General features: G+C 45.1%; 14 protein-coding genes. 1 reads left to right on the plus strand and 13 read right to left on the minus strand.

Annotated elements, in window-relative coordinates; genetic code table 11:
- Nucleotides 1-239 precede the first annotated feature (239 nt).
- Together AC1DVJ_RS27885 and AC1DVJ_RS27890 are read right to left on the minus strand one after the other, a co-directional pair.
- The gene (locus AC1DVJ_RS27885) at nt 240-2090 is read right to left on the minus strand and encodes a hypothetical protein (protein ID WP_477595590.1); all 1851 of its coding nucleotides are present in this window, start codon (nt 2088-2090) and stop codon (nt 240-242) included.
- Nucleotides 2091-2094: 4 nt separating this feature from the next.
- Nucleotides 2095-2955, minus strand: a complete 861-nt coding sequence (locus tag AC1DVJ_RS27890; protein WP_477595592.1) for a sugar phosphate isomerase/epimerase family protein — start codon at nt 2953-2955, stop codon at nt 2095-2097.
- 165 nt (nt 2956-3120) lie between these two features.
- Here AC1DVJ_RS27890 and AC1DVJ_RS27895 point away from each other — a divergent pair, with 165 nt between their 5' ends.
- Nucleotides 3121-3954, plus strand: a complete 834-nt coding sequence (locus AC1DVJ_RS27895) for a helix-turn-helix transcriptional regulator (protein WP_477595617.1) — start codon at nt 3121-3123, stop codon at nt 3952-3954.
- Between the two features lie 59 nt (nt 3955-4013).
- Here AC1DVJ_RS27895 and AC1DVJ_RS27900 read toward each other — a convergent pair whose 3' ends face one another.
- The 11 genes from AC1DVJ_RS27900 to AC1DVJ_RS27950 all read right to left on the minus strand — a co-directional run bounded on the left by AC1DVJ_RS27900 (nt 4014) and on the right by AC1DVJ_RS27950 (nt 14521).
- Nucleotides 4014-4910 carry a sugar phosphate isomerase/epimerase family protein gene (locus AC1DVJ_RS27900; RefSeq protein ID WP_477595595.1) on the minus strand — a complete coding sequence of 299 codons (897 nt, stop codon included), beginning with the start codon at nt 4908-4910 and terminating at the stop codon, nt 4014-4016.
- A gap of 10 nt (nt 4911-4920) precedes the next feature.
- Nucleotides 4921-6171 carry an NAD(P)/FAD-dependent oxidoreductase gene (locus AC1DVJ_RS27905; protein WP_477595597.1) on the minus strand — a complete coding sequence of 417 codons (1251 nt, stop codon included), beginning with the start codon at nt 6169-6171 and terminating at the stop codon, nt 4921-4923.
- A gap of 14 nt (nt 6172-6185) precedes the next feature.
- The gene (locus tag AC1DVJ_RS27910) at nt 6186-6509 is read right to left on the minus strand and encodes a MocE family 2Fe-2S type ferredoxin (protein WP_477595599.1); all 324 of its coding nucleotides are present in this window, start codon (nt 6507-6509) and stop codon (nt 6186-6188) included.
- Between the two features lie 24 nt (nt 6510-6533).
- Nucleotides 6534-7748, minus strand: coding sequence for a formaldehyde dehydrogenase, glutathione-independent (gene fdhA, locus AC1DVJ_RS27915; protein WP_477595601.1), 1215 nt, complete (start codon nt 7746-7748; stop codon nt 6534-6536).
- A gap of 45 nt (nt 7749-7793) precedes the next feature.
- Nucleotides 7794-8897, minus strand: coding sequence for a fatty acid desaturase family protein (locus AC1DVJ_RS27920; protein WP_477595603.1), 1104 nt, complete (start codon nt 8895-8897; stop codon nt 7794-7796).
- A gap of 567 nt (nt 8898-9464) precedes the next feature.
- Nucleotides 9465-10184, minus strand: a complete 720-nt coding sequence (locus AC1DVJ_RS27925; RefSeq protein ID WP_477595605.1) for a DNA-binding response regulator — start codon at nt 10182-10184, stop codon at nt 9465-9467.
- Nucleotides 10185-10354: 170 nt separating this feature from the next.
- On the minus strand, nt 10355-11251 hold the full coding sequence (locus tag AC1DVJ_RS27930; RefSeq protein ID WP_477595607.1) for a cupin domain-containing protein: 897 nt from the start codon (nt 11249-11251) through the stop codon (nt 10355-10357).
- 74 nt (nt 11252-11325) lie between these two features.
- A complete protein-coding gene (locus AC1DVJ_RS27935; protein ID WP_477595609.1) occupies nt 11326-11556 on the minus strand; it encodes a hypothetical protein in 231 nt (76 codons plus the stop codon).
- A gap of 72 nt (nt 11557-11628) precedes the next feature.
- Nucleotides 11629-12420 (minus strand): alpha/beta hydrolase, encoded by a 792-nt coding sequence (locus AC1DVJ_RS27940; protein WP_477595611.1) that lies wholly within the window; start codon nt 12418-12420, stop codon nt 11629-11631.
- Nucleotides 12417-13154, minus strand: a complete 738-nt coding sequence (locus tag AC1DVJ_RS27945) for an SDR family oxidoreductase (protein WP_477595613.1) — start codon at nt 13152-13154, stop codon at nt 12417-12419. The genes AC1DVJ_RS27940 and AC1DVJ_RS27945 overlap by 4 nt, the downstream gene beginning before the upstream one ends.
- Complete coding sequence (locus AC1DVJ_RS27950) at nt 13151-14521, minus strand: hypothetical protein (RefSeq protein ID WP_477595615.1); 1371 nt, start codon at nt 14519-14521, stop codon at nt 13151-13153. The genes AC1DVJ_RS27945 and AC1DVJ_RS27950 overlap by 4 nt, the downstream gene beginning before the upstream one ends.
- Nucleotides 14522-14755: the final 234 nt, after the last annotated feature.

A 14755-nucleotide genomic window follows, 5' to 3' on the forward strand; every position in this document is an offset into this window, starting at 1 on the left:
TGTATAGATTGAATTACCCTTTTAATCATCCTAATCATCCTTACATCTATGTGGGTACGCCACGGTCAACTATAACACCCGGCATCGACCAAAAGCTGCCAAAATTAGTATTATCAACCGTTATTCTTCCTATTCGGAATTCACTACAATCAACCTAGCTTTCAAGAAAAAAAAAGATGACCCCTGATCAATACCAGGAGCCATCTGTTGGCGGCATAACGACATACTAGGTGTTTATTTCAAGCGTTGACCTCAAATCGACATTTGAATGCCACTTCCAATTCAGGGTTTGTCAAAGTCAATATGATGCGATAAAACGGAACATCTTGTTTTGAATTTAGATCCGTTACTACCCGCTCTATATCAAGCTTCCACTGCTCAGAATCATAGTGCATCATCACCCCATGCATCTGAATACGCCCTAATTCTGCCKCCYGYGGGGGTACACTGCTTATGAACACTTCTTGAAAAGATTCAGGCACTTTAGAGAATTTGGCCTTATCTGTTATGACTAATTGTGGATTCTCGTTCTCTGGACGTCTCCATATAAACTCTCTGGTAAGCAGCTCAAGTGAATCACACGCATATGCTTTGGTTAAATCCAAGCCAAATTGAACTTCGTCCTCAGTGATTTGGTTATAAAGGATTTCCGAGCGATACTGTTTGCCAAAACCTTGTCTGCACCCGTTTACAATCGGAACCGAATGTCCATGAGAGCCTGCGTTAATCAGTTCATACCGATATTGAGGTTGAAAATATTGTTTGGTATACACCCCGATACCGATATCTGCCAGCACATTCTCACCATCCACATGTAAAATAAAATGGCCCAAATCGTTATGGTTATGCGGTTCTTCGTTATATCCGCCTTTGGCTGCAAATGCAGTCATTCGCCCTTGAGGTCCTCTGACTTTCGAAATGACCCACTGAGCGCCGGTGAAGATCTGTTCTTCGATACGTGCTTGCTCTTCTGCTACTTCCTCTGGGTATGCATCTGGCGACCAAAGCATAAGCCTTGCAGCATCCATCCAATTATTAAAGACCGGTGTACCAAGATTATCTTCAGAAGGCATACCGAGTGAAGGCGCATATTGCTGCAGACGATGAATTAGACCAGGATTGAATTGAATACTTTCAAATGAATCCGAAAAATTAACCACTTTGCCGCCGGACAACATGCAAAATTGTGGGAACTTCGCGATGAATTTCACCTTTTCATCCGCAAGGAGCGAAATTCTCCCGTGTGTAAGCTCCTTCAATAATTCTGCGAAATACACAAACCAAGAGAAGCCGAAACTCCAATACGTAGGTCCTTCTGGCGTAGCCCCTTGCTCGTCAAAGCCCGTGAAGTAATTGCGAAGCGCGCCAATCACTCGCCATAGCATACCAGCCAGTTTTTCCCTGTCTTCAATTAAATAGATGGCCGCTGCTCCAATACTGGATGCGCATACTGCCGGCCAATTGTTTGTTTTCAGCTCCCAGTTTTGCGGAAGTGGCGTATCGAAATAGACATGGAAAATTCGCCGTTCTATTTCCTCCTTCGCACGATGTACGACCCAAGGATGTAAGCGATCACCATGCAGACAGATAGCTTCTGCTAGATAACAAGCACTGTAGGCTGCGAACAGATCCACAGTTTCACGAGGCGGAACTGGTTGGTCCCAGATGCCGTTRGGATAATCGTTATGATATAACCCCACATGTTCAGGCAATACCCACGTATATTCATTGCAGACGCTCCAAATCGTATTGTTCAGACCCGTCATCCATTCTGCTTTATCTTCCGTCATGGCAAGCATGCTAAACGTATGGATTCCGGCAAACAGCTCTCTGAACTTGGAACCGTACGTATTTACATCCCCCGTATCGCCGAATAAGGTAAACTCAGAAAACTGCGGAGCTCGAGCAGGTTCTTGGATTAATTGTGCTGCTTTTTCCTCGAGTTTTACCCAATAATCAGCATACTTGCTGTCCTCTCTTGCCATCTTCCACCGTTCCGGGGACTTTGTTTCTGCAAATAGAGAATGAGGTAAGTGCTGTGTCTCCTCCAAAGCATTCTTTAGCTGTCGAAATGTCAATTGATTTAGCATATAGTTACCCCTTCTCTCCATATTCCTTTACCTTATTAGCCATCCACAAGCAAACATCCCATAGATCTGTCACTGGCTGGTTGGTAAACGGTAATGTCGGCATATAACCCGGAGGACCGAACTCGGCTGTGAATGTTAACGCTTTAGCCCCTTGCGCAGCTTGGTGATTGACGATTTGCCGCCACCAGTCTTCATGTACAGCAAGCTCTCTAGCATACTCTGGCGCACCTGGATGAGGGACCTGAGGACCTTGAGCGAATCCGACTCGGGCATGCACATGAATTGCTCGTTCAATCGAAATTTGGAGTGCATCCTTCTGATCTTCAAGCAACGATTCACAGACACAGCACCAATGACTAAAATCTGCAGTAATTTTTAGATCGGGAAAATGTTTCAACAACGCAGCAGTACTCCAGGGTGTGAACATCGCTCGGTGTCGGTGCGTTTCATGCGCTACCGGAATTCCTACCTGTTGTTCAATAGCAAGAGCTTGATCGAAAAACATGACTTGATCCGCCCAGTTCATACAATCCCTTGCACTTTGCGAAACGATTAATTGAGGATTGAATGTTGCCGCACGGGTAACCAATGCCCTGAATGTGTCGATATGGTTTCCAGACGTATGTATCTGAGCGATGAAGTCTAAATCATACTTGGCGAGTAATTCTCTAAATATGGATTCCTGTTCGGGATCAGGCAGGATTGTTTCAACGCCGTTATATCCCGCTTCGGCAATCTGTTTGAAGATTTCTTCATAAGTCCCTTGCATACCCCAAGTGGATTTGATGAGTTTCAATTCCATAACATTCATTTGACTAGCTGTTTCAAGATCTCGAAGCATGATTAATTTATCGCCTCTTTCCATGATAAAGCTCCTCCATTATAATAAAACAAATCGTATCCATTTCAATCGGCATGACTCATATAATCTTTGCAGCATGGAATCGGAAAAATTATAATTTTTTCATACTTAGAATAACTGGTTTTTTCACTGGAGGGAATGAAGCCGATGACAAAGTTCTTGGACTATATGATCAGCCCGACCCCGATTAAAGTCGTTGATCTCAAAGTGGATAAATCGAAACTAAAAATCAAATCATTAACGATTACCRAGATGGGACATTTACCCGGCAGAACCTTGCAACGAACCCATGCGACTTTCGATAGTTGGGCTTTAGGTTTTATTATTGGAGGAACAGGGTTCTACAAAGTCAATGATGGAGTCGAGCAGCAAGTGGAGAGGGGAAGCCTGTTTTTTGTCTTTCCTGGCGCCACATTTCATTACGGACCTGAAAAGAATGGTTATTGGGATGAATATTACATCCGCTTTGAGGGAACTCGGATTCAGGAGTGGTTGCACAACTGGCTGCATCAGACAGATACTGTCAAGTACATCGGATGGGAGGAAACTTGGGTAAGTAAATTGGAAATGATCTTCCATCTTCTTGAAAGCGGTGCTCCATCCAAAGTAGATCGTGCCTCCCTTTTGCTAGAATCCCTTGTTTACGAATGGATCCTGCAACTGAATGAACCACGCCAAAACACAACTAAAACAGATATTGTTCATTTAATTGAAGATATCTCCAATTCCTTATATCAGCCGATTGATTCCGAAAAGATAGCAAAACGCAATCATATTTCGGTTCCTACTCTCAGAAGAATGGTTAGTCAGTATACAGGTTTTCCATTTAACGAATATCTTCATCGTTTAAAAATAGCGGAAGCCAAAAAAGTCCTATTAAATACAGACATGCAAATCAAAGACATTTCTATCGCTTTAGGCTATATAGATGTGAGCTACTTTTCTCGTTTGTTCAAAAAGTATACGGGCATGGCTCCACAACAATTTCGTGTTAATAATTAGAAGAGGCCACAACCATTCGCGGTTGTGGCCTCTTCGGATTCTCGAACAAACTAAAAAAATTAAACGAGTTCTTCTTGCGCTTTCCTCCACTGCTCTTCAATAATTCTCTTAAAAAGCAACGCTTGCTGCCAGCGGTCAGAGACTTCCTGTTGTTGACCTTGCTCATTACGGCGAGTGATCGCGTAATAGTTAGGCGGTCCGAGTTCTGAGCAGAATGGGAACAAATCCCCAGGCTGTGCTTGTTTAAGCCAATGGACCATCCCTTTACGCCACCAGCGCTTAAAATGCTCCACCATAGGGTGATCGCCTTCCACTCCTACGTCTACCTGAATCTGTTCTCCACTGGAAATGCGACCATGGATTCCCGCTGAACGCGTCAGAATCTTATCGAAATAGGACTCCACGTTATCATTCGTTCCCAGGATTTCTCCGGCAACAACATAATGCGATAAGTCGATCATCAATCGAAGCTCTGGAAGCGCATCTACATAGCCTGCCGCGCGGATCAAATCTTGCGTTACAGTCCCTCTGTGCGTCTCGATAAAATGTGGAATTTTGGATTCCTCTGACGCTTTTAACAAACCATCAAGTAAATGAATCGCTTCTTTATCAATAACAAAGGAATCCATCACCTGAGAATTGATATATTGGACTCGGCCAAATTGTTTAGCATGCTGAAGGATACCAATCATATCTTGTGGTTTAGCAGGGTAAGCAATGGCACTGAAACTCAGCTTGTAGCGGTCAAGTAAACGGTGCCACTCATCCATATCTTCAGGAGAAGGTATCAAATAACTGACACCTTTAAATCCCGCTTCCGCGACTTTCTCGAATTTCTGCTCCAACGTCCATTCTTTCCCATTCTCTCCTAGCCCTATCATAGCCCACATAGCTTGCTGTACATCTAGTCTAGGTGGATTTAAGGATCCATCATTAATTCGATTCCAATGGCTCATGCTTATCTCCTTACAATGATGAGATAGCGTTCAATAACGCCTTCACTTTAACGTCTGGGTTTACTAAGTCATTCGGATCGAGTATCGCTTGTTTCTGAATGAGCATTTCCGAGAGACGAATATCYTTGGCAATTTTGGCGTTTAAGCCTACACMGCTTGCCGCAATCAACTGATTTTCAGCCGAGAGGTGAAAGAATAGCTTATCCGTATCGCTTAGATTTCTTACGACCGTCTTCACACCGCTTTCCGGCAAGCCGGTGACTTGCAAGGTTTGATTATATTGATCCGACCAGAACCACGGGATCTCCAAATAAGGCTTAGAAGCGCCTAGCATGTTGTGCGCCGCATGCGTTCCTTGGTCTTGTGCATTCCGCCAAGCTTCCAGACGGATACGCTTGCCTCCATAAAGCTGATGCGGGAAGGAGCAGCAGTCACCTGCTGCGAAAATATCCGCATCACTCGTTCTGAGTTCCTCATTTGTCCATATGCCATTGTCGATCGTAAGCCCACTTTGAGCAGCTAATGACGTTTCAGGAACAGCGCCGATACCGACGACAATCGCATCGCATTGGATAACGGTTCCATCTGCCAACGTAATCGAATGACCATCTGGTGTTTTCGCAATATTTCCTATCCCTACCCCTAGCTTAAACTCGACACCTGCTTGTCGATGGCGCGCTTCTACGATTCTCGCAATTTCTTCAGGAACGCCACGCATCAAAATACGCGGTCCTACTTCAATAACGGTTACCGAGCAGCCTTTTTCTCTTGCGCTTGCCGCTACTTCAAGACCTATAAAGCCTGCTCCGATGACAGCGATGTGCTTTCCTGCTAGAAATCGTGAACGCAATACGAGCGCGTCAGCGAAAGTGCGAAGATACAACAAGTCTGTCGTGTCGGAGCCTTCCATGTTCAATCGACGTGGCGAGGCTCCTGTAGCAAGCAAGAGCCTTTCATACCTGACATGCTGCCCATTACTAAGCTCTGTCATATGCTGCTCACGATCTATCTTAACGACCGAGCTATCCGTAATTAACTGAATGTTGTACTGGGATTGCTTTGCTTCGTCCAGAATCGTCATTGGGCGAGGCTCGTCTTCATCGATCAATGCGCTTTTGGAAAGCGGCGGTCGTTCGTAAGGTGCCAGCTTTTCCTTGCCGATTAGCGTGATCGGCCCACCCCAACCCTCAGTTCGGAGTTCAACAGCCGCTCTCGCACCGGCTTCCCCTGCACCAACAATAACAATTCCTAAATCGGCCATTCTCTATTCGCTCCTCAGTCGATCTTGATGAAGACTTTGTCCTCTTCAATTTTTACAGGATAGGTTTTTAGACTGACACATACGGGTGTACGCTTTGCTTCACCCGTTGTATAGTCAAACCGGCCATTATGCTTGGGACATTCAATGGTGCTGCCCATGACAAGACCTTCAGCTAAATGAAACTTCTCATGGGTGCAATACCCATCCGTCGCATAATATTTGCTTTTGTCTGAGCGATAAATCGCAAACGTACGGTCTTCATAATCAAATCGAATGACATCTTCCTCATCAATATCATCGACATCACAAGCTTCAACCCAACCCTCTACATTCTGCATACGTGCCTCCGAGTAAGATAAAATTTATTTAACAAGACCATGTGGATCAATGACAAATTTCCTGGAAACACCGCGATCAAATTCTTGGTAGGCTTGCGGAGCAGCATCTAACGAAATAAGCGTAGCATTAACGGCTTTTGCAATTTGTGCTCTTCCGCTCATAATAGCCATCATCAGCTCTCTGTTGTATTTCATGACAGGCGTTTGCCCCGTTACGAAGGTATGGGATTTCGCCCATCCAAGTCCGAAACGAATCTTAAGAGTACCAATTTTGGAATCCTCATCAACTGCACCTGGATCRCCAGTTACATAAAGACCAGGAATACCCAAGCTGCCTCCTGCACGCGTAACTTCCATGATCGAATTCAGCACCGTTGCTGGCGCTTCGCCATGAGCCTTACCGTGACCATGTGCCTCAAAGCCTACACAATCAATCGCTGAATCGACTTCTGGAGAGCCTAGAATTTGATCAATTTGTCCGGCCAAATCCGAATTCTCACGCAGATTGACTGTTTCGCAGCCGAAGCTTTTCGCTTGCGCAAGACGCTCTGCATTCAAGTCACCTACGATAACTACCGCWGCACCAAGCAGTTGAGCGGAATGAGCCGCAGCAAGTCCAACTGGACCAGCACCTGCAACGTATACGGTTGAACCTGGTCGAACGCCTGCGCTGACTGCACCATGATAGCCCGTAGGGAAAATATCAGAAAGCATCGTTAAATCAAGAATTTTTTCCATCGCTTTATCTTTATCTGGGAACTTCAGCAATTGGAAGTCTGCGTAAGGAACCATCACGTATTCCGATTGTCCTCCGACCCATCCACCCATATCGACATAACCATAGGCGGAACCAGGACGATCCGGGTTGACGTTTAAGCAGACATTCGTATTTCGTTCTTTACARCTGCGGCAACGGCCACARGCAATATTGAAAGGAACGGAGACCAAATCTCCCTTTTTAATAAATTCCACATCGCGTCCAACTTCAATGACTTCACCCGTKATTTCATGACCCAAGATGAGACCTGACGGCGCAGTTGTCCGACCTCTAACCATATGCTGATCGCTGCCGCAAATGTTAGTAGTTACGACTTTTAAGATGACACCATGCTCGCATTTTCGTCCTACGTTTAATGGATTGACACCAGGACCATCTTTCAGCACCAAATCCGGATAATCCGTATTACGTACCTCTACACTACCTGGTTGACTGTAGACAACTGCTCTGTTTCCTGCCATGTTCTCATCTTCCTCTCATAATTGAATTCATCATTGATTGATTGCTTAATGTGCGTTGCTCGCTTGCGATGTCGCAGCTGTTTCTGCCTGTATCCCATAATAATAGGGCGTTGCGGTACTTGGCAGAGGACGATCAACCACATATTGCGGGTTTTTCTTTTGTTTAATCAGTGCTGTAATAACCTCTTTCAATGCCGCCCATAGACTAGGACTTGGTGCCGGGTAATCGAACATCAATTCCTTGTGCAATTCAGGTAAGGCATGATAGGGAACCATCGGAAACATGTGATGCTCTATGTGATAATTCATGTTCCAGTAAAGGAATCTAAAGAAAGGATTCAAATAAATCGTACGCGTATTTAAACGATGATCGAGAACATCCTCATGCAGGCCCAAATGCTGAGTTACCCCTACAAGAATAAGGAGAATCGGACCATAGAAGGTTGGGAGACCAACAAACATAAGCGGTAAAATACTTCCTATTAGAAAGCACCAGACAATGAGGCTGGCGAAGATTAGCATCCAAAGACGTGAGATCCAAACTGCTTTTTTAAATTCAGTCACAGGTACATAGTCTTTTTCCGAGTCAGACAGCTGCCCGAAGCAGTGTGTGATGATACTTTTGAGATCTCTTGAGCCACCATAAACATGAATGATTTCTCCAAAAAGAATCCGCCAAACGGGTGGTCTAGTCATGGCAATTTCCGGATCACGACCGACGATATACGTGTCTGTGTGATGACGAGCGTGACTCCAACGCCATGGTGTCGGTGGTCTCATATCCATGAATGAGGCAATTTGATAGAGAACATCATTCATCCATGGTGTTTTGAAAGCTGTCCCGTGACCGCATTCATGCCATCTTGAATCGGCAGTTGATGCGTAGCTGATGCCGTACAAGGCAAATGCCGGTATCGCCCACCAAGTGCCCCAGGAATAATAGGCAAGAATTCCTGTACCTATTAGCCACGCAAACATGATGATTGTGTCCCGGATTGCGGGACCATCCTTTCGCTTCATGAGCTCTTTTAGACGCTTTCGCGAGATCGGGCTCACATACCATTCAGCCGTTGCTAACCCTCGATCCTGGGCTCGTTTGTTTTCTGGTCCTGTAAGGGAATAATCCCGTTTATTAGTTTGATTAGACACTGGTTTGCCTCCTTCTTATCATGGTAACGCTTACTTATATGATAAACGTATAGGGACTCCGTGTCTTTGAATCAAGCGGACATTCATTTGCACTATTCGGACATTTACAAATCTCACAAAATTCAGCTTCAGTGAGGCTCGCCTAGTCGAACTGTCATTCTGAAGCTGGAATATCCAGCTTCAGAGCGGCGCGGCTACTCGAACTGACACTCTGAGGCTGGAATATCCAGCTTCAGTGAGGCTCAGCTTCTCGAACTGATATTCTGACGCTGGAATATCCAGCTTCAGCGAGCCTCAGCTCCTCGATCTGAAACTCTGACGCTGGAATATCCAGCTTCAGAGCGGATCAGCTTCTCGATCTCACATTCTGACGCTGGAATATCCAGCTTCAGAGCGGCGCGGCTTCTCGATCTCACATTCTGACGCTGGATTATCCAGCTTCAGAGCGGCTCAGCTACTCGAAATGACATTCTGACGCTGGAATATCCAGCTTCAGCGAGCATCAGCTCCTCGATCTCACATTCTAACGCTGGAATATCCAGCTTCAGTGAGGCGCGGCTTCTCGAACTAACGTTGTGAGGCTCGATTCTCGCAACTTGTTATTGAAGATTTTGCTTGATATCGCATTATCTTCTTACCATCTTTGGATGCAGGAAGGATTAATCCTTTTATGACAAGTGATTTAAGATATTTGGCGGAAGTTTCTCGATTCATTCTTAGCGCCCTTGCTACTGAAGTTGGCGTGACCATACCTTCATGGTTTTCAACCCATTTCCAAACTGCATATTCTATGGGAAGTAACTGGAGTAGATTCGATGTATCTTCCAACCCCCACTTCGCAACTGCCTGCATGAGTGTTTGTTGACATTTCCGTGGATTATTTTTAATATCATCCAACGAAAATCGGAGAATTTTCCAATCGTCCAAGACGAGGTCATTATGACGATGTAGATTGTCGTCGTATCGATTACGATCAATGTTGCGAAAATGGGTCCCGAATGGGTCAATCTCAATGCATATGCGCACGGTGTTGACGATGAAAGCAAAATCCAAGTATCGCCAGCTATCCTTATAATCTCGGATCTCAAATTCGGCGAATAATCGTCGAAAGCTTTTGAGGGCTGGCCAGAAGACTTCTTTTAGAAACAAGGTTTCCGCGTACCGTTTATCGCTAAGCAGCCTCCGTTTTCTTTCGCCTGAGCTTCCATTTATTTGCTCTTCCATAAATTTTGCGTAAGCAAGACCGAATGACTCGTCCGATCTCAGTAGCTCCTTTACCGTCTCCATTTTCATCTGCCTCCAGGAAATAAAATAACCGCCTGTCCAGTTCTATGAACTGGTAACAGGCGGCGCGTACTTCACGACCTGCTTTGATTCTACCACAACATTCAATCCAGTATATGGTAATAATCTTCAGATAAAGATTCGGTAGTTTAGCTATAGATTCGGATACCGTGCTAGCTAAATGGAATCTCTGACAATTGCGATTTACGAAACTGACCAGGCGGAACGCCAATTTTACGTGTAAACACTCTCGTATAATAGTGGACCGTTTCGAACCCCGTCTCCTGAGCAATCCGGCTTATCGTCCAATCCGTTTCTAGTAGAAGTTCCATGGATTTCCGGACTCTTCGCTCTTGCACATAATGTGAAAAGGTTTGACCTATATTTCTAGCAAACAATCGCGACAAATGGCGCTCAGTTATGTTGAGATAGCTGGCTAACTGATGAAGACTCAATGATGAAGTTAGATTATCCTCGATGAAAAGCTTCGCTTGCTGTAGATAAAAGGAAGAAATCTGTTGGTGCTCTGGGAGGTCGTCACTTTCGGCCACCTCCGCAAATTCACTGCAAAATGAAACAAGCAAAGCATAGGCAAAACTACGAATCATTTCTTTCGTCATAGTACGATCCTGCGCACACAGCGCAAACAACATGCGCCAGGTCTGGGCGGCTACCGTATCATCAGCATCCCGAACAACGATTTTATTCCGATTCATGATTTGTGAATATTGGTTTATCTTCTCTTCCGATGACCGTGAACCATCGATTTCAAAGGCAACAAAATAGAGCTCGATGCCACCCTCGCTTTTAATTTGATGCCATTTGCCAGGTCTTGAGCATAATAAGGTTCCTTGACGAAGTGGATATTCTTCGCCTGACTCCAGATAGCTGCCCTCACCTGACAGGATATAACAGACCTCAAAAAAGGAATGCCGATGTTCAGGATTATCGAAATGTTCAGGCATAGCGCCCCAATATTGCACCTTAAAGCTTAATTCTGCCCCCTGTAAATTAACGGCGGTCTCATTTAAAATACGACTCATTTTTTTGTAATCTGATTTGGCTGTCATGGAGATCCCTTCCAATCAAGGATGTCATTTAATCACATCTTAAGTATACTTGATTGTTTCAGGTTTGACTGCTACTATCCGGTAGAAACCATTCGCTCATGCCGGGCGAGCTCCATAAAGCGCGCTTTAATCATTTGGAGCCTAGTGGATTTGGTGGATGATTGTAGAGGATCCGGAGGATCCCCCGAACTGGTTCTGCTTGGACGTCTCTGATCGCGAGTTCGCCATTTCCCGCTTCCAGCAACTACCTCGGGTTTTTCGCGCAGGTCATCGGCCAACACTTTATGACGGTATTTCGGAAACATATCGGGAGTTCTCCAAGCACTTGGCGAAAAACGGGTCTCTAAAACCGCTAGCAGAGAACAGAGAAAAAGCCCTCAAGATGAGGGCTCCTGCATAGCATGCGAATGAAAAATGAGATGCTCCTTGATATGTTCACGCCAATAATCCCAAGTATGGGCGCCTGGATGCTCCGCATAGGTATGATTTACGCCTATCCTCTCCAACCGCTCATGAAGCCCGCGATTCATCTGGCTATATCGATCGTCAAAGCCGCAATCGAAGTAAATCTTGGGTAACTCGCTGGAGGTAGATAAAGCCATCGTTAAGGGCGATACCTCCTCCATTCGTCCCTCATTCGTTTGGAATATCCGCGCATAATCTTCTGCACCAATCAGTTCACCCAACTCCTGAACATCGAAAAATCCGCTTAAACTGGAGGATGAGGCGAACATTTCTGGGCGGGCGAAAGCCAACCGAATAGAGGCATAGCCACCCATGGATAAACCGCTGATCGATCTCAATTCCTTTACCCCGCCTACGTTCCATTTCTTTTCCACATGCGGGATCAGGTCATCAAACAAATAATCTTCATACAGATGCGGGCTGCCAGCATCCCAGTTCAAATAACCGGTACCAATAGCGGTCAATCCATCGGATGGCATGAGAATAGCCATGGGACCTATCCGATTGTCCTCCATCAAATCCTGCATGGTTTGAACTACATTTCCTTGCTCCGTCCAATCGATTTCGGAGCCATGAACGCCATGCAGCAAAATCAATAAAGGCAGTCTACCGACTGGTCGCGGTTCTGGAAGCAAGAGACGGTAGACGCGACGTGCGTTCAATGCTGCAGATTGAAAGTTCTCTGAATGCAGCTGCATCCTCATTGATTTATATCCTGTAAGCTAAAATTTGCATCCCTCATGGATCGTAGAACAATCTCATGCGTGACACAGTTATCATCCATTTCAATCACAGAGACAATGGCTTTGGCAACATCGTCAGGTGTTAAATATTTTTCAACAGGTGATTTCTGTTCGCGCGCTATGTCCCAGAAAGTCGTATTTACGCCACCCGGGTAGATACCGGAAACACGGATATTGAATTGTGCAGCTTCCTCTTGCAATGCTTGCGTAAATCCTCTTACTGCAAATTTAGTTCCGCAATAGACAGACTCCGTAGGCACGCCCGTTAATCCAGCCGTGGAAATGATATTGATAATGTGGCCTACACGCTGCTCTTTCATGCTACGAAGTGCATGCTTGCAGCCAAGGACAGTCCCTTTATAATTGACATCCATCATCCAATCAATATCTTCTTCGGTATATTCTGTAATCAGTTTATGCCTTGCAACGCCTGCATTATTGATCCAGACTGCGATAGGTCCAAGCTGAGACTCTGCATTCTCTGCCAATGCAGCTATATCGGACTCTGAGCGGACATCGGTTCTCCACGCACTGACACGATMAGAGGATAGACTCCTCACGGCTTCTTGCAACGCGTTTTCATCAGCATCGCTAAGCATGACTTTAGCACCAGCTGCATGAAGCTGCTTTGCTAATGACAAGCCAATCCCTCTAGCTGCTCCCGTGACCACACAAACTTTATCCTTTAAATTCATACGTTTACACCTCCGCGTATTCTTTCTTTACCAGCACGAATTTCAGCAAGAAATTCAGGCCACCATTCTTTTTGATCCGATTGCAAGCTAAGTCTAACCTTCTCTGCCAAGTTTCGCTTCATCACACTTTCAGCTATTTCTTTAAGCTCTCCCATGTCCTTGAACTCTGAGACTAACCATTTTCTGCCGATTTGCGCATGCAGGACCTCATCAGCCCAATCATAATCCTGAAATGTTTTTGCAAGCTCATTATCCGATGCTTTGGCAATGACCCATTCAAAATGTTTACCGATGTCTTTCGGCATTAATCCTTGTTCGATGTACCAAAGAACAAGATGCGCCTCCAACGGAGTAGCAGTCGTGTTTAATGCCATTGTTGTTAAATACTCTACTGGATATTTGTAAAACTCAACGCCATCTTGGTATAACCCCACTTCACCCATCATCGAATGACGAGCTTCGTCCCATAGCTGTCGACTCAAGTMCGTATAGTACTCCCAAGGCTTGCCCTTCGTTTTGTAAATGATAGGTCCCATCCACTCAGGTACATCCATTTCCCGAAGACGTTTGAAGAGTAGGGCATACGTTCTTTCATCCGCAGGACGATTTTCGTCAAAATAGTATTGATCGAAGTTAGCTGTTGAATTGTAGAAATCCGCGAATCTTGCATCCCGCCGAGGTTCCACCTTCATGTCATAAGCTTGGCCATTTGCTCGTGGCGTAACAGGCTGCCAATCTTGAGGCTTGACCAAGTCACCTGAAATGCCGCCTGCGGCGAACAGGAAAGTCTCCAGATGCTTTTGCCATTTCATTGCTGCCTGCTGATCTTCTTCCGTACGAATAAGCGCTCGCACAGCATCCTCCCCCCATGAAAGGCTCTCTTCCTCTTCCACTAAAATAAGCTTCAACACTCTGCAGGTCGGATGATCGACCAATGGATTCGTCTCTGCTATATGCTTTTTCATTGAACGCACTAATTCCGACTTTGCCACCCTGTAAATTCCTACTACCAGTTCTAGCGTTGTCTCTGCACGAATGACTTCATGGAAGAATGCCTCGAGCTGATCGTCAGGCACTTTATCCAGATGCAAAGGTGGTTCCCTCATCTCTGTTACCCTTTTGCGCAGTGCCGCACTATGTTCAGCATCCAGCCACATATGCAACCCGAAAGCCCCTTTTACCTCCCACTCAGGAACATTTGTAATATGTGCTGCCAAAATTTGATTTAACTGCGATTCGGAATATAAATATCTTCTTAGCAAACTTACGTTATGATCAATGTCATAGCCAACCTTGCAAGCGTCTTCATAACTACAAACACCTGCAAGCGGAATCAAGCCTAGGTTGTTATTATTTACTCTTGTCATTACGTTACCTCCTTATAGAATCTTTAAGAATTATATTAAATATAAGATAAATAGCTAAAAAAAACATTGTGAAACTCTACTTATTTCTTGTAAAATCTTATTATATTAGTACGCAAAATAAGGAGAACCCATGGAACCATCTTTTCTTGAAACCATCAAAGTCCAACCGATAGTCCCTTATATTCGAGAGTCCGACTATGCGGTACGGCCTTCTGGATGGATCGTGCCTAATCG

This window comes from Paenibacillus sp. P4_A9, assembly GCF_056402415.1.

Bases quoted from the DNA above. Each gene is read 5' to 3' on its own strand.
- AC1DVJ_RS27930 (WP_477595607.1), bottom strand. From the start codon at position 11,251: ATGACAGCCAAATCAGATTACAAAAAAATGAGTCGTATTTTAAATGAG.
- AC1DVJ_RS27890 (WP_477595592.1), bottom strand. From the start codon at position 2,955: ATGGAAAGAGGCGATAAATTAATCATGCTTCGAGATCTTGAAACAGCT.
- AC1DVJ_RS27935 (WP_477595609.1), bottom strand. From the start codon at position 11,556: ATGTTTCCGAAATACCGTCATAAAGTGTTGGCCGATGACCTGCGCGAA.
- AC1DVJ_RS27940 (WP_477595611.1), bottom strand. From the start codon at position 12,420: ATGAGGATGCAGCTGCATTCAGAGAACTTTCAATCTGCAGCATTGAAC.
- AC1DVJ_RS27900 (WP_477595595.1), bottom strand. From the start codon at position 4,910: ATGAGCCATTGGAATCGAATTAATGATGGATCCTTAAATCCACCTAGA.
- AC1DVJ_RS27910 (WP_477595599.1), bottom strand. From the start codon at position 6,509: ATGCAGAATGTAGAGGGTTGGGTTGAAGCTTGTGATGTCGATGATATT.
- AC1DVJ_RS27925 (WP_477595605.1), bottom strand. From the start codon at position 10,184: ATGGAGACGGTAAAGGAGCTACTGAGATCGGACGAGTCATTCGGTCTT.